Below are 23,653 nucleotides of genomic sequence, written 5' to 3'. Positions count from 1 at the left end.
GCGCCCCAAGCGACCCGATCGATGACCCTGCGTATCCACAACAGCCTCACGCGTTCGCTCGAAGACTTCCAGTCCATCGACCCCGGCCACGTGCGCATGTACGTGTGCGGCATGACCATCTATGACTTCTGCCACATCGGCCATGCCCGCATGATGATGGCCTTCGATGTCGTGCAGCGCTGGCTGCGCGCCAGTGGCTGGCAGGTCACCTATGTGCGCAACATCACGGACATCGACGACAAGATCATCCGCCGCGCCGTCGAGCGCGGCATCACCATCCGCCAGCTCACCGACGAGATGACGGCCGCCATGCACGCCGACATCGGTGCGCTGGGCATCGAGCGTCCGACGCACGAGCCGCGTGCCACCGAGTATGTGCCGCAGATGCTGTCGATGATCGGGCGGCTGCAGGACAAGGGCCTGGCCTACCAGGCCGCCAATGGCGACGTGAACTACGCGGTGCGCCGCTTCCCCGGCTACGGTCGGCTCTCGGGCAAGTCGCTTGACGACCTGCGCGCTGGCGAGCGTGTCGCCGTTGCCGATGGCAAGGACGATCCGCTTGACTTCGTGCTGTGGAAATCCGCCAAGCCCGAAGAGCCGGCGGATGCCAAGTACCCCTCGGCCTACGGTCCGGGACGTCCCGGCTGGCACATCGAGTGCTCGGCGATGAGCTGTGCGCTGCTTGGCGAGACCTTCGACATCCATGGCGGCGGACTGGACCTGCAGTTCCCGCACCACGAGAACGAGATCGCCCAGAGCGAAGGCGCCACCGGCCAGCCCTTCGTGCGGACGTGGATGCACAACGGGTTCCTGAACGTCGACAACGAGAAGATGTCCAAGTCGCTGGGCAACTTCTTCACCATCCGCGATGTCCTGAAGTCCTACGACGGTGAGACGCTGCGCTTCTTCATGCTGCGCGTGCACTACCGCAGCCCGTTCAATTTCAGCGACGCGGGTCTGGATGACGGCCGCAGCGCGCTGCGCCGGCTCTACACCGCGCTGGACGCCGTGGCACCCGACACAGCGCCGGCCGAGATCGACTGGACCCACCCCGCCGCCGCCCGCTTCAAGGCCGCGATGGACGACGACTTCAACACGCCGATCGCCGTGTCGGTGCTGTTCGATCTGGCGGGCGAGGTCAACCGCAGCCGCTCTGCCGAGACTGCTGCGCTGCTGTGGCGCCTGGGCGGCGTGCTGGGGGTGCTGCAGCAGCCACCGCGGCAGTTCCTGCAGTCCGGTGTCGGTCCGTCTTCCGTCGACGAGGCGCACATCCAGGCGCAGATCGCCGCCCGTGCAGCCGCCAAGGCCGCGCGCAACTTCGCCGAGGCGGACCGCCTCCGTGCCGAACTGGCCGCGCAGGGCATCGTCCTCAAGGACAGTGCCCAGGGCACGACGTGGGTCCAGGCCTGACGTCCGCTCCCGCCATCGCCACCGAGTCGCCCGCCATGCGCAAAACCCCTGTGGACGAGGGCGGCGAGCCGCTGCTGGTCACGCCGCCCTACTGGGATGACGCCTGCGGTCATCTGTCGCGGCGCGATCGGGTGATGAACAAGCTGGTCGAGCGCTTCGGTGCGGTGCGGCTGCAGAGCCGCGGCGATGCGTTCACGACGCTGGCCCGCTCGATCGTCGGCCAGCAGATCTCGGTCAAGGCGGCGCAGTCGGTCTGGACGCGGTTCGTGGCACTCGGTGTCGGCTCGCGCTACCTGATCACGCCGGCCGCCGTGCTGCTGCTGCCGGAGCCGGTGCTGCGCAGCGCGGGGCTGTCGGCGCGCAAGGTCGAGTACCTGTGCGACCTGGCGCGCCATTTCGCCGAGGGCGGGCTGCAGCAGATCCAGTGGGATGCCATGGGTGACGAAGCCATCATCGACGAGCTGGTGGCGATCCGCGGCGTGGGCCGCTGGACGGCCGAGATGTTCCTGATCTTCTACCTGATGCGCCCGAATGTGTTGCCGCTGGACGATGTCGGCCTGATCAAGGGCATCAGCCTGAACTACTTCAGCGGCGAACCTGTCTCGCGCGCTGAGGCCCGCGAAGTGGCCGATGCGTGGGCGCCGTACCGGTCGGTGGCGACCTGGTATGTCTGGAGAAGTCTCGACCCGTTGCCCGTCACGTACTAAACTTAAGTACTGACCCAGAAGGATCAATGCATATGAGCAAGAAACATTTCCTCGAATTCGAGCAGCCGATCGCCGAACTCGAAACCAAGATCGAGGAATTGCGCTACGTGCAAAACGAGTCGGCCGTCGACATCTCCGAAGAGATCGACCGCCTGTCCAAGAAGAGCCAGCAGCTCGCCAAGGACATCTACTCCAGCCTGTCGCCGTGGCAGGTCACGCAGATCGCGCGCCATGCCCAGCGTCCCTACACGCTGGATTACGTCAACGAGATCTTCACCGAGTTCCAGGAGCTGCACGGCGACCGCTCGTTCGCCGACGACCAGTCCATCGTCGGTGGTCTGGCCCGTTTCAATGGCCGCGCCTGCATGGTGCTGGGCCACCAGAAAGGCCGCGACACCAAGGAGCGCGCGGCCCGCAATTTCGGCATGGCCCGCCCTGAGGGCTACCGCAAGGCGCTGCGCCTGATGAAGGTCGCCGAGAAGTTCGGCCTGCCGGTGTTCACCTTCGTCGACACGCCCGGTGCCTACCCCGGCATCGGCGCCGAAGAGCGCGGCCAGTCCGAGGCCATCGGCCGCAATATCTTCGAGATGGCGCAGCTGGAGGTGCCGATCATCACCACCATCATCGGTGAAGGCGGCTCCGGTGGTGCGCTCGCCATCAGCGTGGCCGACCAGGTGCTGATGCTGCAGTTTTCGGTCTACTCGGTCATCTCCCCGGAAGGTTGTGCCTCGATCCTGTGGAAGACCGCCGAGCGTGCCAGTGACGCCGCCGATGCCCTGGGCATCACCGCCCACCGCCTGAAGGCGCTCGGGCTGGTCGACAAGATCGTCAACGAGCCGGTCGGTGGCGCCCACCGCGACCACAAGCAGATGGCCGCCTACCTGAAGCGCGCCCTCAACGATGCGCTGCGCCAGGTCGTCGATCTGCCCACCAAGGAGCTGCTGGACCACCGCTACAACCGCCTGCGCAGCTACGGTCGGTTCACCGACACCAAGGCCTGATCGCTTGGCCTGACCTGCCCGTGACGCCCCGCCCGCTGGCTGTGGCCTGCAGCGGCGGGCGCGATTCGATGGCCCTGTTGCATGCGACCTGGCGCGCAGCGCAGGCGCTGGCCGATGCCACCGGCCAGCCACACCCGATCCATGCGTTCCATGTCCACCACGGACTGAGCCGACACGCCGACGACTGGCTGTCGCACTGCGCCGAACACTGCGCGCAGTGGCAAGCGCAGGGCGCCGATCTGCAGTTCCACGCACGCCATCTGGATCTGGTGCCGAAGACCGGTGACAGCATCGAGGCGCTGGCGCGCAGCGGGCGCTACCGTGCACTGGCGGACATGGCCCGCACCACCGGCTGCGACACCGTGCTGCTCGCCCACCACCGGGAAGACCAGGCGGAGACCTTCCTGCTGCAGGCCCTGCGTGGCGCCGGGGCGGCCGGGCTGGCGTCGATGCCGGCCTCCATCTGGCGCGACGGCATCTGCTGGCGGCGCCCGTGGTTGCGCCATCCGCGGGCCGCCATCGATGCCTATGTGGGGCAGCACGGCCTGGGACACATCGAGGACGACAGCAATGCCGATCCCCGCCATGCCCGCAACCGCCTGCGCCTGCAGCTGTGGCCGGCGCTGACGCAGGCGTTTCCGCAGGCGCCCCAGGTCTTGGGCGACGCTGCCCGCCATGCGCAGGATGCGGCCGAATGTCTGCAGGCGCTGGCCGAGATCGACCTCGGTGCGGTGGCGGTGGAGGATGGCCTGGACGCTGCTGCGGCGGTGGCGCTGGGCGGTGCGCGGCTGCGCAACCTGCTGCACCTGTGGCTGCAGCGCACGGTGGGCGAGTCGCCGCGGGCGAGCTGGCTGGACCGCTTGTCGCAGGAACTGCCGACATGCCTTGACGCCCGCTGGCCGATGGCCAGGGGGGGTGAGCTGCGCCTGTGGCGCGGCGTGCTCCGCTGGGCTTCCGTGGCGCCGGTGGCCGGACTGGCGGTTCCGGTGGCCTTGCCGGATCTGCGCGCCGAGCGGTATGTTGCGCTGCCGGCCTACGGGGGTGTCCTGCACATCGAGCCGGTCACGCAGGGCGGTGTCGCGCCCGATTGTCTGGTGGCATTGACGGCCCGACCGCGTTCAGGCGGCGAGCAGTTCCAGCGTGCAGCCGGCACGCCGCCCCGGTCGCTCAAGAAGCAGTACCAGCTTGCGGGCGTGCCCGCCGAGGCACGCGGCGGGCCGCTGCTGTTCTGTGGCGACCGGCTCGTGTTCGTGCCCGGATTGGGGCTGGATGCCCGTGTGCTGGCGCCCGCTGGCGAGCCGCAGCTTGCGCTGCACTGGCGTGAACGCGACACCGAGGATTCCGCAGGGCCGGGAACCGGCTAAAATCGTGAGCTTTTCGACTCCCTAGCGAGCCACAACCCCATGGCTTTGATCGTTCACAAGTATGGCGGCACGTCGATGGGCTCGCCCGAGCGCATCCGCAACGTCGCCAAGCGCGTGGCCAAGTGGGCCCGCGCAGGCCACCAGATGGTGGTCGTGCCCTCCGCCATGAGCGGCGAGACCAACCGCCTGCTCGGCCTGGCCCGTGAAGTGTCCCCGGCGGTCCAGACGGATGCCGTCACCCGCGAACTCGACATGATCGCCTGTACCGGCGAGCAGGTGTCGGTCGGTCTGCTGTCACTGGCCCTGCAGGCCGAAGGCATGGACGCCGTCAGCTACTCCGGCTGGCAGGTGCCCATCCGCACCGACTCCGCCTACACCAAGGCGCGCATCCAGAGCATCGACGATGCCCGCGTGCGCGCCGATCTGGACGCTGGTCGCGTGGTCGTGATCACCGGCTTCCAGGGCGTCGATGAGGACATGAACATCACCACGCTCGGCCGTGGTGGTTCTGATACCTCGGCGGTCGCCGTGGCCGCGGCGATGAAGGCCGACGAGTGCCTGATCTACACCGACGTGGACGGGGTCTACACCACCGACCCGCGCGTCGTGCCGGAGGCCAAGCGTCTGGCCACCGTCTCCTTCGAGGAGATGCTGGAGATGGCCTCGCTGGGCTCCAAGATCCTGCAGATCCGCTCGGTCGAGTTTGCCGGCAAGTACCGTGTGCCGCTGCGTGTCCTGTCGAGCTTCACCCCGTGGGACATCGCCATCGAGGAAGAGGCCAAGTCGGGCACCCTGATCACTTTCGAGGAAGACGAGAAGATGGAACAAGCCGTTGTGTCGGGCATCGCGTTCAACCGCGACGAAGCCAAGCTGACCGTGTTGGGCGTGCCGGACAAGCCCGGCATCGCCTATGGCATCCTGGGCCGCGTGGCCGAGGCCAACATCGACGTGGACGTGATCATCCAGAACGTCTCGCACGAGGGCAAGACCGACTTCTCGTTCACCGTGCACCGCAACGACTACCAGCGCGCCTTCGACCTGCTGAAGTCCGAAGTGGTGCCGGCGCTGGGCGCCGCCGCCGTGGTGGGCGACACCAAGATCTGCAAGGTCTCGATCGTCGGCATCGGCATGCGCTCGCACGCTGGCGTGGCCTCGACGATGTTCCGCGCCCTCAGCGACGAGAGCATCAACATCCAGATGATCACCACCAGCGAGATCAAGACCTCGGTCGTGATCGACGAGAAGTACATGGAACTGGCCGTGCGCGCGCTGCACAAGGCGTTCGGGCTGGACGCCTGACCACGGCGACGAACGCGATCAGTTTGCAGATCGAGCGAAACTAGGCTATAGTCTCGCTTCTTCGCCGGAGACGTGACCGAGTGGCCGAAGGTGCTCCCCTGCTAAGGGAGTATGTACCAAAAGTGCATCGAGGGTTCGAATCCCTCCGTCTCCGCCAGAACGGGTAAGCCCTGAAATTGCAAGTGAATGCTTGTGGTTTCAGGGCTTTTTCCGTTGTGCCTGCGCCGACGTGTGCCGTGCGGGGTGGGGCATGCGCATGGATCCGGAGCCTTCGCTGTGGGCGAAGGCTCACTCGTCGATTGCCGACCGTGGCTCCGGTCGGCTTGGGGCAAGATAGGCGCCCCATGCGCTTCGACCTCGTCACGCTCAACCTCGTCCTCGCGATCGCCGAGACGCGGAGCATCACGCGCGGCGCCGAGCGTGAGCACCTGGCGCTGGCGGCGGCGAGCAAGCGGCTGAGCGATCTGGAGTCCCGCCTCGGCGTGCTGCTGTTCGAGCGGCGTGCGCGCGGCGTCGAGCTGACCGCCGCCGGCCACGCGCTGGTGCGCCACATCCGCAGCCTGCACGCATCGCTGCACGCGATGGAAGACGAGGTGGCTGAATATTCGCGCGGCATCCGCGGCCACCTGCGTGTCGTCGCCAACGCCTCCGCGATCGCCGAGTGCCTGCCGCCCGATCTGGCGGCGTTTTCCCGCGCCCACCCCGAGATCCGCATCAGCCTCGAAGACCAGACCAGCACCGAGCTGCAGCGCTCAGTGGCGGAGGGGCGGGCCGATGTGGGCATCTTCGTGCCGCCGCGGCTGGAGTCGCGACTGCAGACCTGGCGTTACCGCGAAGGCACGCTGGTGCTCATCACGCCGCACGGACACGGGCTGTCCGCGCAGACTTCTGTGCGCTTTGCCGAGCTGCTCGACTTCGACTTCGTCGGCCAGCACACCGGCGCCGCGCTGCAGCAGATGATCCTGGCCCAGGCCACCGAGCAGGGCCGCGCGCTGCGCACGCGCATGCAGGTGCGCGGCTTCGATGCCATCGCGCAGCTCGTCGAGGCCGGTCTGGGCATCGCGCTGATGCCTTCGGCGGTGGCCGAGCGGCTGGCGCGGCTGTTCCGCCTGCACCGGATCGCGCTGGACGAGCCCTGGGCGCAGCGCGAATACCTCGTCGGCGTGCGCGAGCAGGAAGTCCTGCCCGCCGTCGTGCGCCGTTTTGTCGAATTCCTTTGTCCACCCACGAACGAGAGCCCCCCATGACCGGACGCACCCTCTACGACAAGCTCTGGGACGAGCACGTCGTCCACACCGAAGAAGACGGCACCTCGGTGCTCTACATCGACCGCCACCTGGTGCATGAAGTCACCAGCCCGCAGGCGTTCGAGGGCCTGCGCCTGGCCAACCGCCCGGTCTGGCGCACCAGCTCCATCGTCGCCACCGCCGACCACAACACGCCCACCACCGGCTGGGAACTCGGCTACGACGGCATCAAGGATCCGATCTCGCGCCAGCAGATCACCACGCTCGACACCAACATCAAGGCGGTCGGCGCGGCGGCCTATTTCCCCTTCATGGACGGCCGCCAGGGCATCGTCCACGTCATCGGCCCGGAGCAGGGCGCCACGCTGCCCGGCATGACCGTCGTCTGCGGCGACAGCCACACCTCCACCCACGGCGCGTTCGGCGCGCTGGCGCACGGCATCGGCACCAGCGAAGTCGAGCACGTGCTGGCCACGCAGACGCTGCTGGCCAAGAAGGCGAAGAACATGCTGGTCTGCGTGGATGGGCAGATTCCCTTCGGCTGCGGCGCCAAGGACATCGTGCTGGCCATCATCGGCAAGATCGGCACCGCCGGCGGCACCGGCTACACCATCGAGTTCGGCGGCGCGGCCATCCGCGCGCTGAGCATGGAAGGCCGCATGACGGTGTGCAACATGGCGATCGAGGCCGGCGCCCGCGCCGGTCTGGTCGCCGTGGACGACAAGACGATCGCCTACGTCAAGGGCCGCCCGTTCACGCCGACCGGCGTCGAGTGGGAGCAGGCGGTGGCCTACTGGTCCACGCTGCAGTCGGACGCGGACGCGGTGTTCGACGCCGTGGTCGAGCTGGACGCGGCGCAGATCATCCCGCAGGTCACCTGGGGCACCTCGCCCGAGATGGTGCTGCCGATCGACCAGCGCGTCCCCGATCCCGACAAGGAACGCGACCCGGTCAAGCGCGACGCGATCGAGCGTGCGTTGAAGTACATGGGCCTGGAGCCGAACAAGGCGCTGGCCGACCTGCATGTGGACAAGGTCTTCATCGGCTCCTGCACCAACAGCCGCATCGAGGACATGCGTGAAGCCGCCGCTGTCGTGCGCAAGCTCGGCAAGCGGGTGGCGGCGAACATCAAGGTGGCGATGGTCGTGCCGGGCTCGGGTCTGGTGAAGGCGCAGGCCGAGCGTGAAGGGCTGGACCAGGTGTTCAAGGCGGCCGGCTTCGAGTGGCGCGAGCCGGGCTGCTCGATGTGCCTGGCGATGAACGCCGACCGTCTGGAGCCGGGCGAGCGCTGCGCCTCGACCAGCAACCGCAACTTCGAAGGCCGCCAGGGCGCCGGTGGCCGCACCCACCTCGTCAGCCCGGCGATGGCCGCCGCGGCTGCGCTGGAAGGCCACTTCGTCGACGTGCGCCACCTCGCCTGAGCGGCGGATTCACCGGATTCAAGGAACCCCACCATGCAAGCCTTCACCGTTCACAAGGGACTGGTCGCGCCGATGGACCGCGACAACGTCGACACCGACGCCATCATCCCCAAGCAGTTCCTCAAGTCGATCAAGCGCAGCGGCTTTGGCCCCAACCTGTTCGACGAGTGGCGCTACCTCGACGTGGGCCAGCCCGGCCAGGAACACGTCGTGCGCAAGCCCAACCCGGACTTCGTGCTGAACCAGCCGCGTTACCAGGGCGCCTCGGTGCTGCTGGCGCGCAAGAACTTCGGCTGCGGCTCCAGCCGCGAGCACGCGCCGTGGGCGCTCGACCAATACGGCTTCCGCGCCATCCTGGCCCCGAGCTTCGCCGACATCTTCTTCAACAACTGTTTCAAGAACGGGCTGCTGCCGATCGTGCTGCCCGAGAGCGTGATCGCCAAACTGTTCGACGAGGTCCACGCCTTCCCCGGCTACCAGCTCACGATCGACCTGCCGCGCCAGGTGGTCATCAAGGCCGACGGCGAGGAGATCCCGTTCGAGGTGCAGGCCTTCCGCAAGTTCTGCCTGACCAACGGCTTCGACGACATCGGCCTGACGCTGCGCCATGCCGACAAGATCCGCGCCTTCGAGGCCGAGCGCCTGGCCGCCAAGCCGTGGCTCAACCACCGTCTGGTGGGCTGAACCGCGCTGAATCTCTTCAAGAAAGACTGTCCCATGACCCTGAAAATCGCAGTTCTCCCCGGTGACGGCATCGGCACCGAAATCGTCGCTGAAGCGGTGCGCGTCCTGAACGTGCTCGACCTGCCCCTGGAGCTGGAAGAGGCCAAGGTCGGCGGCGCCGCCTATGAATCCCACGGCCACCCGTTGCCCGAGTCGACGCTGAACCTCGCCAAGGCTTCCGACGCGATCCTGTTCGGCGCCGTCGGCGACTGGAAGTACGACACGCTGGAGCGTTCGCTGCGCCCGGAGCAGGCGATCCTGGGTCTGCGCAAGCACCTGGGCCTGTTCGCCAACTTCCGCCCGGCCATCTGCTACGAGCAGCTGGTCGGCGCGTCCAGCCTGAAGCCCGAGCTGATCGCGGGGCTGGACATCCTGATCATCCGTGAGCTGACCGGCGACATCTACTTCGGCCAGCCGCGCGGACGCCGCATCGCCACCGATGGCCACTTCCCCGGCGCCGAGGAAGCCTTCGACACGATGCGCTACAGCCGCCCGGAGATCGAGCGCATCGCCCACGTCGCCTTCCAGGCCGCCCGCAAGCGCAGCAAGCGTGTGACGAGCGTGGACAAGGCCAACGTGCTCGAAACCTTCCAGTTCTGGAAGGATGTGGTGACCGAGGTGCACAAAGAGTATCCGGATGTCGCGCTCGACCACATGTACGTGGACAACGCCGCCATGCAGCTCGTCAAGGCGCCGAAGAAGTTCGACGTGCTCTTCACCGGCAACATGTTCGGCGACATCCTCTCGGACGAGGCCGCGATGCTCACCGGCTCGATCGGCATGCTGCCCTCCGCGTCGCTGAACGCGAAGGGCCAGGGCCTGTACGAACCCAGCCACGGCAGCGCACCTGACATCGCCGGTAAGGAAGTCGCCAATCCACTGGCTACAATCCTGTCCGCTGCCATGATGCTCCGATATTCACTCCAACAGCCCGAGGCCGCCGACCGCATCGAGTCGGCTGTCCGCGCTGTGCTGGCCGAGGGCTATCGCACGCCCGACATCTGGTCGGAGGGAACGACGCGAGTGGGCACGCGCGAGATGGGTGATGCGGTCGTGGCCGCCGTCACCCAGGGCATTAAAGGCATTACCAAGAGCTGATCGGCTCCGCCTCGTCTCGCCCAGACCTCTCAACCCCGGCGATGCGAGTCGGCGGGGAAGGTCGAATATCCGGAAAGGGCATCACATGAAACTCGTAGGATTGGTCGGATGGCGCGGCATGGTCGGCTCCGTCCTGATGGACCGCATGCAGGCCGAGGGCGATTTCGGCCTCATCGAGCCGCTGTTCTTCTCGACGTCCAACGCGGGCGGCGCTGCCCCCGCGATGGCGAAGAACGAGACGAAACTCCAGAACGCCTATGACCTCGACGCGCTCAAGCGCTGCGAGATCATCATCACGGCGCAGGGTGGCGACTACACCTCCGAGGTGTTCCCCAAGCTGCGCGCGGCGGGCTGGAACGGCCACTGGATCGACGCGGCCTCGACGCTGCGCATGAACGGTGACGCCGTCATCATCCTGGATCCGGTCAACATGCCGGTCATCCAGGATGCGATGGCCAAGGGTGGCAAGAACTGGGTCGGCGGCAACTGCACGGTGAGCTGCATGCTGATGGGCGTGGGCGCGCTCTACAAGGCCGGTCTGGTCGAGTGGATGAGCACCCAGACCTACCAGGCAGCCTCCGGCGGCGGCGCGCAGCACATGCGCGAGCTGCTGACGCAGTACGGCACGCTCAACGCCGAAGTGCGCGCGCTGCTGGACGATCCGAAGAGCGCGATCCTGGAGATCGACCGCAAGGTGATCGCCAAGCAGCGTGCGCTGACGTCGGCCGAAACCGCGAACTTCGGCGTGCCGCTGGGCGGCTCGCTGATCCCGTGGATCGACAAGGACCTGGGCAACGGCCAGTCCAAGGAAGAGTGGAAGGGCATGGCCGAGACCAACAAGATCCTCGGTCTGGGCGAGGGTTTCGATTCGGCACCGATCCCGGTCGATGGGTTCTGTGTGCGCGTCGGCGCGATGCGCTGCCACAGCCAGGCGCTGACCTTCAAGCTGAAGAAGGACGTGCCCGTGGCCGATCTGGAGGCCATGATCGCGGCCGACAACCAGTGGGTGAAAGTGGTGCCGAACACCCGCGAGGCCACGGTCCGTGACCTGACGCCGGTGGCGGTGACCGGTACGATGACGATCCCGGTCGGGCGCATCCGCAAGCTGGCGATGGGGCCGGAATATGTCGGTGCGTTCACCATCGGTGATCAGCTGCTGTGGGGCGCGGCGGAACCGCTGCGTCGCATGCTGCGCATCCTGCTCGATGCCTGATCCGGTTTGAACCATGCCCGTTGCCGAGTGGCAACGGGCATATTTTCAATGCTGGTAATCGTGCGAGATGCTCGGAATGTCAGGCAGAGCATGAGCTTGTCTTTGTATCTGCTTGATGCTATTGTCTTTTCGAACATTTTGAGCGCTTATTGCTCGTATTGACTGGTGCGAAAAAACGGAATGGTTCCACGATTCGCAGCTTGGGAGACGCCTTGAATACCCAGACGAAGCGCACGGGGCGTTTGGCTCTGAGAGAAGTCGCGGCCGTGGTCGCGGTGGTGGCAGCACTGGGTGCTGCGCCATCAGCATGGTCCTTGAGTCTCGGTCGCTTGAGCGTCCAATCTGCCTTGGGCGAATCGCTGCGGGCCGAAATTGACGTCACCAGCCTCACGCCAGACGAAGCCGCCAACCTGCGCGTGCGGGTTGCACCGCCGGATGCCTACCGCATTGCCGGTGTCGATTACAACGCGGTCCTGCCGTCCACGGCTGTATCGCTGCAGCGCCGCGCCGACGGTACGCCGTACCTGAGGATCAGCAGCGATCGCTCCGTCCAGGAGCCATTTGTCGATGTGATCCTGGAGCTGTCGTGGTCCAGCGGCCGCCTGCTGCGCGAATACACGCTGCTGTTTGATCCGCCGTCGGTCGCCCGCGCACCAGCAGCGCCAGCCACTCCCGCCGTCGTGGCGGCGCCTGCCCGTCCGGGCAAGGCTGAGCAGGCAGCGTCCGAGGTGGCGGCCCGTGCAGAGGCGGTCAAGCAGTCTCCTCCTGTGCTGACCGAGGCTCCCGAGCCCGTGCCGCTGGCCAAGGCGCCCACCCGTCGCCCCGTTGCGCCCACGCCGCCACCCGCTGCTGCCGAGGGCTCTGCTGGCAGTGGTGCGTCGTCCGGGGGGGAATACCGTGTCAAGCCAGGCGACACCCTGTCGAATGTCGCCAGCAAGCTGCAGGTCGAGGGCTTCTCTCTGGACCAGATGCTGGTCGGCCTGTACCAGGGCAATACGCAGGCGTTCATTGGCAACAACATGAACCGGCTCCGGTCGGGTGCTGTGCTGAACGTGCCGTCTGCGGACAAGCTCGGGGGGATCGATCCCAAGGAGGCCCGCCGTCTGGTGCAGGTGCAGAGCGCGAACTTCAATGCGTACCGGCAGCGTCTGGCCGCCGCCGTGCCGGAGCAGACCAAGGCGGCCGAACCTGCCCGCAAGTCTGGCGGACAAGTCCGCACCGAGGTCGTGGAAAGCGGCTCGGCCGGTGCTGCCAAGCCGGATCGCTTGCAGCTCGACAAGCCCAAGACCGCTGGCAAGGGCCAGTCCACTGCGCCAGAAGAGGCGGTGGTCAAGCAGCTTGCCGACAAGGAAGCCAGCTCGCGTGTCAATGAGCTGGCCCGTAACCTGGACGAGCTGAAGAAGCTGCAGGCGGCGTCGGGTGCTGCGGCAACGGGCACCGGCAAGTCGGCCTCTGCTGCTGGATCACTGGTCGTGGCGGGCAAGACGCCGGACAAGCCCACCGAGCCTCCTGCATCGGCCTCCGCTCCGGTCCCTGCCAAACCGGTGGTGTCGGCGCCCGCTTCGACGCCGGCCGTGGTGGTGCCTGCCTCGGCGGCAGAGCCATTGCCTGTCGTGGCCTCCGCTCCTGCCCCCGTGCCCGCCAGTGCTCCTGCGCCCGTGATGGCCGCGGCATCACGCCCGGCCATGCCCATGGATGCTGCGCCGGTCGAAGAGCCGTCGCTGATCGATTCGCTGTCCGAGAACCCGCTGCTGCTGCCAGGGGCCGGCCTGATCCTGGCCATCCTGGCTGGTCTGGGCTACTACCGGCTGCGCGGCAAGAGCAAGGACGAGGCTGGCGTCACCTCCTTCCTGGAGAGCCGTCTCCAGCCAGACTCGTTCTTCGGTGCGAGCGGTGGGCAGCGCGTGGATACCCGCGATGCTGCTGGCACGCCCTCGTCGATGAGCTACTCGCTCAGCCAGATCGATGCCATCGGTGACGTCGATCCCGTCGCCGAAGCTGACGTCTATCTGGCCTATGGGCGCGACCTGCAGGCCGAGGAAATCCTCAAGGAAGCGATGCGTGCCAATCCGGAGCGCCTCGCCATCCGCACCAAGCTGCTGGAGGTCTACGCCAAGCGGCGCGATACCAAGGGCTACGAGTTGCTGGCCGGCGAGTTGTACGGTCTGACCGGTGGCCAGGGCGAAGACTGGGTCCGGGCGCAGGAACTGGGTCGTTCGATCGACCCGGAAAATCCTCTGTACGAACAGGGCGGCCAGCCGAATTCGGGGTACGCCGCGGAATCTGGTGGTGGCGAGATGCTGGGCGCCAGCACCATGCCGCAGTCGGTCGTGCCGTCTCCGTCCCGTTTCGAGAACAGCGCGATCCCGGACTTCGACCTGGGTGCGGATACGCCGTCGGGTAGCTCGGCTTCCATCGACCTGGACATTTCGGTGCCGGGTCCGATGGATTCTCTGCCCCCGGTGTCGAGTCCATTCGGTACGCTCAAGCAGGGCCTTGCTGGTGGCGCGGCCGCGGGTGCGGCTGTGGGCGGGGCGGTCGCGGCGGGGGCCTCGACTTCGGCTGCTGCCAGTGACTTCGGGCATAGCAGTCTGGACTTCGAACTGCATGATCTGCCCGAGATCAGCGAGCCGATCACCGAAGCCGGCGATCTGCAGAAGATCGACATGGATGGGCTGTCGCTCGATTTCGACCTGCAGCCCACGACATCGCCCGGCGGAGTCGATGCCTTCCCGATTCTGGGTGATGGCGAAGACAGTGATCCGCTGGCGCGCAAGATCGAGCTGGCCAAGGAGTTCCTGGACTTCGGCGACGCCGAATCGGCACGCGACATGCTGCAGGAAGTGGTCGAGAAGTCCGACGGTGACCTGCGTGCCAAGGCGCAGGCCATGCTGGACAAGCTGGCGTGATGCGCTGGCGGGCGATGGTTCGGGTGGGTGATTCGCCTTGCGCCTCGCGCTAGGCATCACCTACCGCGGCACCGCCTACCACGGCTGGCAAAGCCAGCCCGACGGTTGCACGGTTCAGGACCATCTGGAAAAGGCGCTCACCCAGTTCGCGGTGGCGCCCATACATACCGTGTGCGCTGGCCGCACCGACACGGGTGTCCACGGCCTCAACCAGGTCGTCCATTTCGACACCGACCGCGGCCGCGACCCGTTCTCCTGGGTCCGTGGCACCAACCGCTATCTTCCGGGCGACATCGCGGTCCAGTGGTGCGTGCCGGTGGCGGACGATTTTCATGCACGCAATCTCGCCCGAGGCCGGCGCTACGCCTACATCGTGGTCGAGTCTCCCGTCAAACCCTCGATTGACCGCGGCTCGGTGGGCTGGACCTTCCGCCCGCTGGACGGCGAGGCCATGCGCCGCGCTGCCGCACACCTGATCGGTGAGCACGATTTTTCCGCGTTCCGATCCGCCGACTGCCAGGCGCTGTCGCCGGTCAAGCTGATGCGCGAGATCACCATCGAGCGCCACGGCGCCTACTGGCGCTTCGATTTCGAGGCAGTGGCGTTTCTGCACCACATGATCCGCAACCTCATGGGCTGTCTGATCGCCGTGGGCACCGGCACCCGCCCGAGCGACTGGGTGGCCGAGGTGCTCGCCTCGCGCAGCCGGGAGCGTGCAGCGCCCACTTTTGCCCCTGACGGACTTTATTTCCTCGGGCCCCGCTACGATGCGCACCACGGTCTGCCGACCCGCACGGCCGGCTTCGACTGGTTGCCCGGCGGCAGTTCGCGCTGAACGCTGCGCGCCGCTGGTTGGCTTGGCCGCCGCGTGCGATGTTCCATTTCCCTTTCGCTGGTGACGCCTGATGAGCGCTTCGAATGACCTGTCGCTGGTGGCGTCTGCCGCCCGTACCCGCATCAAGATCTGTGGCCTGACCCGGGAGCGGGATGTCGATGAGGCGGTGGCGGCGGGTGCCGATGCCATCGGCCTGGTGTTCTACGCCCGCAGTCCGCGGCATGTGTCGCTGGACCGCGCGGTGCAACTGGCGCGGCGCCTGCCGCCGTTCGTGACGCCGGTCGGGCTGTTCGTCAACGCCGAGCCGGCGCAGATCGCCGAAGCCTGCGCAGCCATCCCGACACTGCTGCTGCAGTTCCACGGAGATGAAACACTCGCCCAGTGCGAAGCCCCGGCACGCCCCTATCTGCGCGCCGCGCGCATGGTGCCCGGCTTCGATTTGTTAGACTTTGCACAGTCTTACTCCAGTGCCCAGGCCATCCTGCTCGACGCCCACGTCGAGGGGTATGGCGGAGGTGGAAAGGTTTTCGATTGGTCGCTCATTCCGTCAGGCGTACACCGTCCGGTCGTTTTGTCTGGTGGGTTGAATGCTGCCAACGTGACCGATGGCGTGCTTCGCGTGCGGCCTTGTGCCGTGGATGTGAGTTCCGGCGTTGAAATCGGCAAGGGCGTCAAGGACGCCGCGCTGATGCACCAGTTCTGCGAAGCCGTCCGCGAAGCCGATGCCCGACGGGCAGACGCCGACAGCGGATATTGAAGAACCTGATTCTTCAGAATCTCCCGAGAGTCACCATGTTTGCATACGACCAACCCGATGCCCGCGGGCATTTCGGGGTCTACGGCGGCAGTTTTGTCGCTGAAACCCTCAGCCACGCGCTGGATGAGCTGCGCGGCGCCTATGAGCATTACCGCCACGACCCGCAGTTCATCGCCGAATTTCGGCGCGAGCTGAAGCATTTTGTCGGCCGCCCCAGCCCGGTCTACCACGCCGACCGCATGAGCCGCGAAATGGGTGGCGCGCAGATCTACCTCAAGCGCGAAGACTTGAACCACACCGGCGCGCACAAGGTCAACAACACCATCGGCCAGGCGCTGCTGGCCAAGCGCATGGGCAAGCCGCGTGTGATCGCCGAGACCGGGGCGGGTCAGCACGGCGTGGCCACCGCGACGATCTGCGCGCGCTACGGCATGGAGTGCGTGGTCTACATGGGCTCCGAGGACGTCAAGCGCCAGAGCCCGAACGTCTACCGCATGCACCTGCTCGGCGCCAAGGTGGTGCCGGTCGAGTCGGGCAGCAAGACGCTGAAGGATGCGCTGAACGAAGCGATGCGCGACTGGGTCACCAACGTCGAGAACACCTTCTACATCATCGGCACGGTCGCGGGTCCGCACCCGTACCCGGCCATGGTGCGCGACTTCCAGAGCGTGATCGGCACCGAGTGCCTGACGCAGATGCCCGAGATGATCGCGGAACTCGGCGGCCCTGCAGGCCGTCAGCCAGACGCCGTGATCGCCTGCGTGGGCGGTGGCAGCAACGCGATGGGCATCTTCCATCCGTACATCCCGTTCGAGGGCACGCGCCTGATCGGCGTCGAGGCGGCGGGTGAGGGCCTGGACACGCTGAAGCACTCGGCCTCGCTGCAGCTCGGCAAGCCCGGCGTGCTGCACGGCAACCGCACCTACATCCTGCAGGACGCCAACGGCCAGATCACCGAGACGCACTCCGTGTCCGCCGGTCTGGACTACCCCGGTGTCGGCCCGGAGCATGCCTACCTGAAGGACATCGGCCGCGCCGAGTACGTCGGCATCACCGACAAGGAGGCGCTGGAGGCCTTTCACTACCTCTGCCGCACCGAGGGCATCATCCCGGCGCTGGAGTCGAGCCACGCGGTCGCCTACGCGATGAAGCTGGCGAAGACGATGCGGCCGGATCAGCACATCCTGGTCAACCTGTCCGGCCGCGGCGACAAGGACATCGGCACCGTCGCCGACCTGTCGGGCGCCGATTTCTACTGCCGCCCGTCGTGCCGCGGGCAGAGCGTCAAGGGAGGTGCGCTGTGAGCCGCATCCAGACCACCTTCGCCCGCCTGGCCGCGCAGGGCCGCAAGGCGCTGATTCCGTACGTCACCGCCGGTGACCCGTATGCGGACGTGACCGTCGAGCTGATGCACGGCATGGTCGCCGCCGGCGCCGACGTGATCGAACTCGGTGTGCCGTTTTCGGACCCGATGGCCGATGGCCCGGTGATCCAGCGCGCCAGCGAGCGTGCGCTGCTCAGGCACATCAGCACGGCGCATGTGCTGGAGATGGTGCGCGCCTTCCGCGAGACGGATGCGACGACGCCAGTCGTGCTGATGGGCTACGCCAACCCGGTCGAGTGCTACGGCCCAGACCGCTTCGTTGACGACGCGAAGCGGGCAGGGGTGGACGGCGTGCTCGTCGTGGACTATCCGCCGCAGGAGTGCGAGGCCTTCGCCGCCCGGCTGCGCGCGGCGGACATGGACGCGATCTTCCTGCTCGCGCCCACTTCGACCGACCAGCGCATGGCCGAGGTCGGCCGCATCGCCACCGGCTATGTCTACTACGTCTCGCTCAAGGGCGTGACCGGCGCCGGTCACCTCGACACCGACGCGGTGGCGCGCATGGTGCCGCGCATCCGGGCGCAGGTGAACGTGCCGGTGGGCGTCGGCTTCGGCATCCGGGACGCTGCGACCGCCGTGGCGGTGGCGCGGGTTTCGGACGCGGTCGTGATCGGTTCCCGTATCATCCAGCTGATTGAAAACGAACCGCGCGAGCGGGTGGTGCCGGTCGCTTCCGGTTTCCTCCGCGAGATCCGTGCGGCATTGGACACGCTCCAACCCTCCCCAGGAACAACCCCAGGAGAACGCGCATGAGTTGGCTCGACAAGCTGCTGCCCCCGAAGATCCAGCAGACCAAACCCAGCGAACGCCGCACGGTGCCCGAGGGCCTGTGGGTCAAGTGCGCGTCGTGCGAGACGGTGCTCTACAAGACCGACCTGGAGGGCAATCTCAACGTCTGTCCCAAGTGCGGCCACCACCACCGCATCGACGCCCGCGCCCGCCTGAACGGCTTCCTCGATGATGAAGGCCGCTACGAGATCGGCCAGGAAGTCCTGCCGGTCGATGCGCTGAAGTTCAAGGACAGCAAGAAGTACCCCGAGCGCCTGAAAGAGGCGATGGAGTCCACCGGCGAGACCGACGCGCTGGTGTGCATGGGCGGCTCGGTGATGAGCATTCCGCTGGTCGCCGCGGCCTTCGAGTTCGATTTCATGGGCGGCTCGATGGGCTCGGTGGTCGGCGAGCGCTTCGTGCGCGGGGTCGAGACGGCGATCGAGCAGAAGGTGCCGTTCGTCTGCTTCACCGCCACGGGTGGCGCACGCATGCAGGAAGGTCTGCTGTCGCTGATGCAGATGGCCAAGACCAATGCCGCGCTGACCCGCCTCGGCAAGGCGAAGCTGCCCTACATCAGCGTGCTGACCGACCCGACGATGGGCGGCGTGTCGGCGGGCTTCGCGTTCGTGGGCGACGTGGTCATTGCCGAGCCCAAGGCGCTGATCGGCTTCGCCGGCCCGCGCGTGATCGAGAACACCGTGCGCGAGAAGCTGCCCGAGGGCTTCCAGCGCTCGGAGTTCCTGATCGAGAAGGGCGCGCTGGACATGATCGTGGACCGCCGCGAGCTGCGCCAGACCGTCGCCCGCCTGCTGGCCATGCTGCAGCGGCAGAGCGCGGACGCGGTGTCCTGACGCCAGGAGACGGCCGCCATGCCACACAGGGGCGTCGCGAGACGCCCCTTCGGTTTTTCGAGAATCCCCTGTCCACCATGCCCCAGACCCTGTCCGACTGGCTCGCCCACTGCGAGCGCCTGCATCCCGTGACCATCGAACTCGGTCTCGACCGGGTGCAGCGTGTGCGTGAACGCCTCGGACTGCAGTTCGACGTGCCGGTCTTCACGGTGGCTGGCACCAACGGCAAGGGCTCGACCTGCGCGATGCTCGAAGCCATCCTGCAGCAGGGCGGCTACCGCACCGCGGTCTACGGCTCGCCGCACCTCGTGCACTTCGAGGAACGGCTGCGACTCAACGGCGACGTGGTCCGGGCCGAGGTGCTGCTGCCGCACTTCGCCGCAGTCGAAGCGGCACGCCAGGGCGAATCGCTGACCTATTTCGAGTTCACGACGCTGGCCATCCTGCATTGCATGGCCGCACAGCCGCTGGACGTGGTGATCCTCGAAGTCGGTCTGGGCGGGCGGCTGGACGCTGTCAACATCGTCGATGCCGACTGCGCCATCATCACCAGCGTCGATCTGGACCACATGGACTACCTCGGTCCGGACCGTGAATCCATCGGCCGCGAGAAGGCGGGCATCATGCGCCCCGGTCGGCCGGTGATCGTGTCCGACCCGGTGCCGCCGCGCAGCGTGGTCGCACACGCCGAGGCGCTGGGCGCTGACCTGTGGCTGTTCGGTCGCGATTTCAACTACGCCGGGGACCGCCAGCAGTGGAACTGGAGCGGGCGCGGGCGCCGCTACAACGCGATGGCCTATCCGGCGCTGCGCGGGGCGAACCAGCTGCTCAATGCTTCGGGCGTGCTGGCGGCGCTGGATGCCATGCGCCCGAGACTGTCGGTGCCAGCGCAGGCGGTGCGCAACGGGCTGGCGCTGGTCGAACTGCCTGGGCGCTTCCAGGTGGTGCCCGGCCAGCCGACGCTGGTGCTGGACGTCGCGCATAACCCGCATGCTGCTGCGGTGCTGGCCCAGAACCTGGACCAGATGGGCTATTTCCCGCGCACCCATGCCGTGCTCGGGGCCATGGCCGACAAGGATCTCGCCGGACTGGTTGGCCCCTTGCTGCCGCTGGTCGACGTCTGGCACCTCTGTGACCTGCCGACCGCGCGGGCTGCCACCGCCGACGGGCTGCGTCAGGTGCTCGAACAAAGCCGTGCAGCACGTCCGACGGGCGCTGCGCCGCTGCCGGCCGCCGTGGTGCAGTGCAGCACCGATCCGCAGCAAGCGCTGGGGGCTGCGCTCAAGGGTGCAGACCCCACTGATAGAATCGTGGTCTTCGGATCCTTCCTGACCGTCGGCGGTGTCTTGCAACACGGGCTGCCACGTCTGGGCGCCGCACACGTCGGCTGACACGCCCCCGGCTTCACCACTCCCCGAGCAACGCGGCCTGATGGCTGAAACAGATGGGTTTGTTCTCTTTTCTCCAGCGCAAGAAAACGCCGGTTCCCGAGACCCGCAAGCGCACGCCGCCGCCCCAGGATCCTGCCAACGTCGAGGCCCTGCGCACCCGTGCGCGTCGGCGTCTGATCGGCGCGGCGGTGCTGGTCAGCGGCGCAGTGGTCGGTTTGCCGACCTTGTTCGACCAGCCCCCGCGTCCCGTCGCGCAGAGCTTCAAGGTCCGCATGACCACCGAGGATGGCACGACCACGGTCTCGGCCCATTCCCCTGCGGCGGCGGGGTCTGCGGCGCTGGTGCGTCAAGGCCCTGTCGAGCTGGCCCCGCCGTCTCTGGGCGCCTCCAGCACTGCGGTGGTCGCCGCGACGGCCGCGGCGGCCGGGACTGCGGCGGTGGTCGGCATGCTCCCGGGGACAGGCAAGAAGCCCCAGGTCGAGGACACCATCATCACCGAGACCAAGGCAGAGGTGGAGGCGGACAGGCTGCGCGCTGAAAAGGCCCAGGCCCAGGCCCAGGCCCAGGCCGAGCGGATCAGGGCAGAAAAGCTGAAGGCGGACAAGGTCCGTGAAGCCCGTGCAGCGGAGCAAGCCCGCGAAGCGGAAAAGGCCCGGCAGGAACGTCTGGCGAAGAAAGCCCGGGAAGCCAAGGCCGCTCGCGAGGCCCAGGAAGCGCGTGATGCGGCCGCGGCCGTGCGCAAGGCCAAGGCCGCGAAAGACGCGAAAGACGCCAGAGAGGCGAAGGCGGCCAAGGAGGCGAAGGCGGCTAAGGATGCCAAGGAGGCCAGAGCCACCAAGCCGGGCAGCGACGGCGACAAGGCCGGTCGCTATGTGATCCAGGCAGGTTCCTTCGCCGACGCCTCGGCCGCCCGAGACCTGGGCCGGCGCATCGACAAGCTGGGACTGGACTCGCACGAACAGCGCGTCGTGACCGCTTCTGGTGCGGCCCGCACACGGGTGCGGCTGGGGCCGTTCAATTCCAAGGAAGAGGCGGTGCGGGCTGCCGCGCGGCTCAAGGCGGCCGGGTTCAACGCTGCGGTGCTGCCGCTCTGAAGGTGACACGTGCTCGGTGACCTCGGTTGGATCGACCTGACGATGCTGGCGGTGCTGGCCTTGTCGGTGGTCGCGGGCACCTTGCGCGGGCTGGTGAGTGAAGTGATGTCGCTGGCAGGCTGGGTTGTGGCGTGGCTGCTGTCGCAGGCCTGGGCGCTGGACGTGGCCGCGGCACTGCACATCGGCGAGCCGGGTGGACAGATCGCCCGCCTGTCGGGGCTGGTGATCACGTTCGTGGCGACCTTGCTGGCATGGCGCGTCCTGACCTGGCTGCTGCAGCAGGTGATCCACGCGACCCCGCTGGCGCCTGTCGACCGCTTGCTGGGCGCGGTGTTCGGTGCGCTGCGCGGCGGGCTCATCCTGCTGGTGGCGGTGATGATGCTGGGCCTGACGCCGATGGCACGTCAGCCGTCCTGGCAGCTGTCGGACGGAGTGCGCTGGTTGACGGTGGCGCAGGCGGTGCTCGCGCCGTGGCTGCCGGGGGATTGGCGCCCGCGCTCGGTCATGCCGCCCGAGCCGGCGGCCTCGGCATCCGGCTGAGCTGTGGCGGTGACCTGAAGCACGAACACGCAACACGAACACGAAGTACGAGGACACCGCGTCGTCCGGCCCGGTGCCCGTTGGGAATTTCTTGAAAAGATGGAGTGAGCGATGTGTGGCATCGTCGGTGTGATTTCCAGGTCCCCCGTGAACCAGCTGATCTATGACGCCTTGCTGCTGCTGCAGCACCGTGGTCAGGATGCCGCCGGCATCGTCACGGCCGTGGGCACGAAATTTTTCATGCACAAGGCCCGTGGCATGGTGCGGGACGTGTTCCGCACCCGCAACATGCGGGCACTGCCCGGCACGCTCGGCCTCGGCCAGGTGCGCTACCCGACCGCCGGCAACGCCTATAGCGAGGAAGAGGCGCAGCCGTTCTACGTCAACGCGCCGTTCGGCGTGGTGCTGGTCCACAACGGCAACCTCACCAACGCCCATGCGCTGAAGAACGAGCTGATCGACATCGACCGCCGCCACCTCAACACCGAGAGCGACACCGAGGTGCTGATCAACATCCTGGCCCACGAGCTGCAGGCGGCGGCGCAGGACTTGCCGCTCACGTCCGTGGAGGTGTTCAAGGCGGTCAGCGCGGTGCACCGCCGCGTCAAGGGCTCCTACGCCGTCGTGGCGCTGATCGCCGGCTACGGGCTGGTGGCTTTCCGCGATCCGAACGGCATCCGTCCGCTCTGTCTCGGCACGGTCGAGGCCCCTGGCGGTGGCGCCGAATGGATGGTGGCCAGCGAATCCGTCGCCCTGGAAGGCAATGGCTACCAGTTCGTGCGCGACGTGGCGCCGGGCGAAGCGCTGTTCATCACGCTCGACGGCGAACTGCACAGCCGGCAGTGCGCGGTGTCGCCGTCCCTGAATCCCTGCGTCTTCGAGTACGTGTACCTGGCCCGTCCCGATTCGGTCATCGACGGCATCTCGGTCTACCACGCCCGGCTCAACATGGGCGAGACGCTGGCGCAGCGCGTCATCAGCACGATGCCGCCGTCCGACATCGACGTGGTGATCCCGATTCCCGAGTCGAGCCGGCCCTCGGCGATGCAGCTCGCGCAGCGTCTGGGCAAGCCCTACCGCGAAGGCTTCGTCAAGAACCGCTACGTCGGCCGCACCTTCATCATGCCGGGGCAGGCCACCCGCAAGAAGAGCGTGCGCCAGAAGCTCAACGCCATCGGCATGGAGTTCAAGGGCCGCAACGTGCTGCTGGTCGACGACTCGATCGTGCGCGGCACCACCAGCCGCGAGATCGTGCAGATGGCCCGCGAGGCCGGCGCGAACAAGGTCTACATGGCCTCGGCCGCGCCGCCGGTGCGCTACCCGAACGTCTACGGCATCGACATGCCGACCTCGGCCGAGCTGATCGCCCATGGCCGCACGATGGACGAGATCCGCGACTACATCGGCTGCGATGCGCTGATCTACCAGGACGTGGACGCGATGAAGCGCGCGGTGTCGTCGCTGAACCCGTCGCTGGCGGGGCTGGAGGCGTCGTGCTTCGACGGCCACTACATCACCGGCGACGTGAGCCCGGCCGATTTCGAGGCGATGAAGACCCAGCGTGCCAGCCAGCCGCAGGAAGAGGAGGGCGCGGCAGCCGACCGTTCCCGCCTGGCCCTGCCGAACCGGGGGGATTGA

Annotated in this window: 20 protein-coding genes and 1 tRNA gene; all 21 read left to right on the top strand. The window is 67.3% G+C overall.

Features of this window, described 5'->3' with window-relative positions; genetic code table 11:
• The first annotated feature begins 21 nt into the window (after window positions 1-21).
• The 21 genes from cysS to purF all read left to right on the top strand — a co-directional run bounded on the left by cysS (window position 22) and on the right by purF (window position 23,653).
• Window positions 22-1,410, top strand: coding sequence for a cysteine--tRNA ligase (cysS, locus tag U5O44_RS07220; RefSeq protein WP_322587775.1), 1,389 nt, complete (start codon window positions 22-24; stop codon window positions 1,408-1,410).
• Between the two features lie 35 nt (window positions 1,411-1,445).
• Window positions 1,446-2,117, top strand: a complete 672-nt coding sequence (locus U5O44_RS07215) for a DNA-3-methyladenine glycosylase family protein (RefSeq protein WP_322587774.1) — start codon at window positions 1,446-1,448, stop codon at window positions 2,115-2,117.
• A 32-nt stretch (window positions 2,118-2,149) separates the two neighbouring features.
• Window positions 2,150-3,118 carry an acetyl-CoA carboxylase carboxyltransferase subunit alpha gene (locus tag U5O44_RS07210; protein ID WP_322587773.1) on the top strand — a complete coding sequence of 323 codons (969 nt, stop codon included), beginning with the start codon at window positions 2,150-2,152 and terminating at the stop codon, window positions 3,116-3,118.
• 20 nt (window positions 3,119-3,138) lie between these two features.
• Window positions 3,139-4,482: a tRNA lysidine(34) synthetase TilS gene (gene tilS / locus U5O44_RS07205; protein ID WP_322587772.1), complete on the top strand. Its 1,344-nt coding sequence runs from the start codon at window positions 3,139-3,141 to the stop codon at window positions 4,480-4,482.
• Window positions 4,483-4,521: 39 nt separating this feature from the next.
• Window positions 4,522-5,781 carry an aspartate kinase gene (locus tag U5O44_RS07200; RefSeq protein WP_322587771.1) on the top strand — a complete coding sequence of 420 codons (1,260 nt, stop codon included), beginning with the start codon at window positions 4,522-4,524 and terminating at the stop codon, window positions 5,779-5,781.
• 66 nt (window positions 5,782-5,847) lie between these two features.
• Window positions 5,848-5,938 (top strand) — tRNA-Ser (locus U5O44_RS07195).
• A gap of 187 nt (window positions 5,939-6,125) precedes the next feature.
• Complete coding sequence (locus tag U5O44_RS07190) at window positions 6,126-7,028, top strand: LysR family transcriptional regulator (RefSeq protein WP_322587770.1); 903 nt, start codon at window positions 6,126-6,128, stop codon at window positions 7,026-7,028.
• Entirely contained in the window at window positions 7,025-8,449 is a 1,425-nt protein-coding gene (leuC, locus tag U5O44_RS07185) for a 3-isopropylmalate dehydratase large subunit (protein WP_322587769.1), read from the top strand. Before U5O44_RS07190 ends, leuC begins: the two co-directional genes overlap by 4 nt.
• Before the next feature lie 33 nt (window positions 8,450-8,482).
• Window positions 8,483-9,133: a 3-isopropylmalate dehydratase small subunit gene (gene leuD / locus U5O44_RS07180; RefSeq protein WP_322587768.1), complete on the top strand. Its 651-nt coding sequence runs from the start codon at window positions 8,483-8,485 to the stop codon at window positions 9,131-9,133.
• Window positions 9,134-9,172: 39 nt separating this feature from the next.
• A complete protein-coding gene (gene leuB / locus U5O44_RS07175; RefSeq protein ID WP_322588482.1) occupies window positions 9,173-10,270 on the top strand; it encodes a 3-isopropylmalate dehydrogenase in 1,098 nt (365 codons plus the stop codon).
• An 85-nt stretch (window positions 10,271-10,355) separates the two neighbouring features.
• Window positions 10,356-11,483, top strand: coding sequence for an aspartate-semialdehyde dehydrogenase (gene asd, locus U5O44_RS07170; RefSeq protein ID WP_322587767.1), 1,128 nt, complete (start codon window positions 10,356-10,358; stop codon window positions 11,481-11,483).
• Between the two features lie 266 nt (window positions 11,484-11,749).
• Window positions 11,750-14,392, top strand: coding sequence for a motility hub landmark protein FimV (locus U5O44_RS07165; protein ID WP_473964708.1), 2,643 nt, complete (start codon window positions 11,750-11,752; stop codon window positions 14,390-14,392).
• Window positions 14,393-14,429: 37 nt separating this feature from the next.
• Complete coding sequence (truA, locus tag U5O44_RS07160) at window positions 14,430-15,227, top strand: tRNA pseudouridine(38-40) synthase TruA (protein ID WP_322587765.1); 798 nt, start codon at window positions 14,430-14,432, stop codon at window positions 15,225-15,227.
• Window positions 15,228-15,297: 70 nt separating this feature from the next.
• Window positions 15,298-15,984: a phosphoribosylanthranilate isomerase gene (locus U5O44_RS07155; protein WP_322587764.1), complete on the top strand. Its 687-nt coding sequence runs from the start codon at window positions 15,298-15,300 to the stop codon at window positions 15,982-15,984.
• Window positions 15,985-16,019: 35 nt separating this feature from the next.
• Entirely contained in the window at window positions 16,020-17,288 is a 1,269-nt protein-coding gene (gene trpB / locus U5O44_RS07150; RefSeq protein ID WP_322587763.1) for a tryptophan synthase subunit beta, read from the top strand.
• Complete coding sequence (gene trpA, locus U5O44_RS07145; RefSeq protein ID WP_322587762.1) at window positions 17,285-18,121, top strand: tryptophan synthase subunit alpha; 837 nt, start codon at window positions 17,285-17,287, stop codon at window positions 18,119-18,121. The genes trpB and trpA overlap by 4 nt, the downstream gene beginning before the upstream one ends.
• The gene (accD, locus tag U5O44_RS07140; protein ID WP_322587761.1) at window positions 18,118-18,990 is read left to right on the top strand and encodes an acetyl-CoA carboxylase, carboxyltransferase subunit beta; all 873 of its coding nucleotides are present in this window, start codon (window positions 18,118-18,120) and stop codon (window positions 18,988-18,990) included. The genes trpA and accD overlap by 4 nt, the downstream gene beginning before the upstream one ends.
• Window positions 18,991-19,058: 68 nt before the next feature.
• Window positions 19,059-20,381, top strand: coding sequence for a bifunctional tetrahydrofolate synthase/dihydrofolate synthase (gene folC / locus U5O44_RS07135; RefSeq protein ID WP_416222159.1), 1,323 nt, complete (start codon window positions 19,059-19,061; stop codon window positions 20,379-20,381).
• Between the two features lie 53 nt (window positions 20,382-20,434).
• On the top strand, window positions 20,435-21,475 hold the full coding sequence (locus tag U5O44_RS07130; protein WP_322587759.1) for an SPOR domain-containing protein: 1,041 nt from the start codon (window positions 20,435-20,437) through the stop codon (window positions 21,473-21,475).
• 9 nt (window positions 21,476-21,484) lie between these two features.
• A complete protein-coding gene (locus U5O44_RS07125) occupies window positions 21,485-22,015 on the top strand; it encodes a CvpA family protein (protein ID WP_322587758.1) in 531 nt (176 codons plus the stop codon).
• A gap of 111 nt (window positions 22,016-22,126) precedes the next feature.
• Window positions 22,127-23,653 (top strand): amidophosphoribosyltransferase, encoded by a 1,527-nt coding sequence (purF, locus tag U5O44_RS07120; protein WP_322587757.1) that lies wholly within the window; start codon window positions 22,127-22,129, stop codon window positions 23,651-23,653.

Source organism: Sphaerotilus sp., from assembly GCF_034519685.1.
Classification (GTDB): Bacteria; Pseudomonadota; Gammaproteobacteria; order Burkholderiales; family Burkholderiaceae_C; genus Sphaerotilus.
The sequence above is the reverse complement of the archived record's forward strand: the minus strand, read 5'-3'. Positions and strand labels throughout refer to the sequence as shown.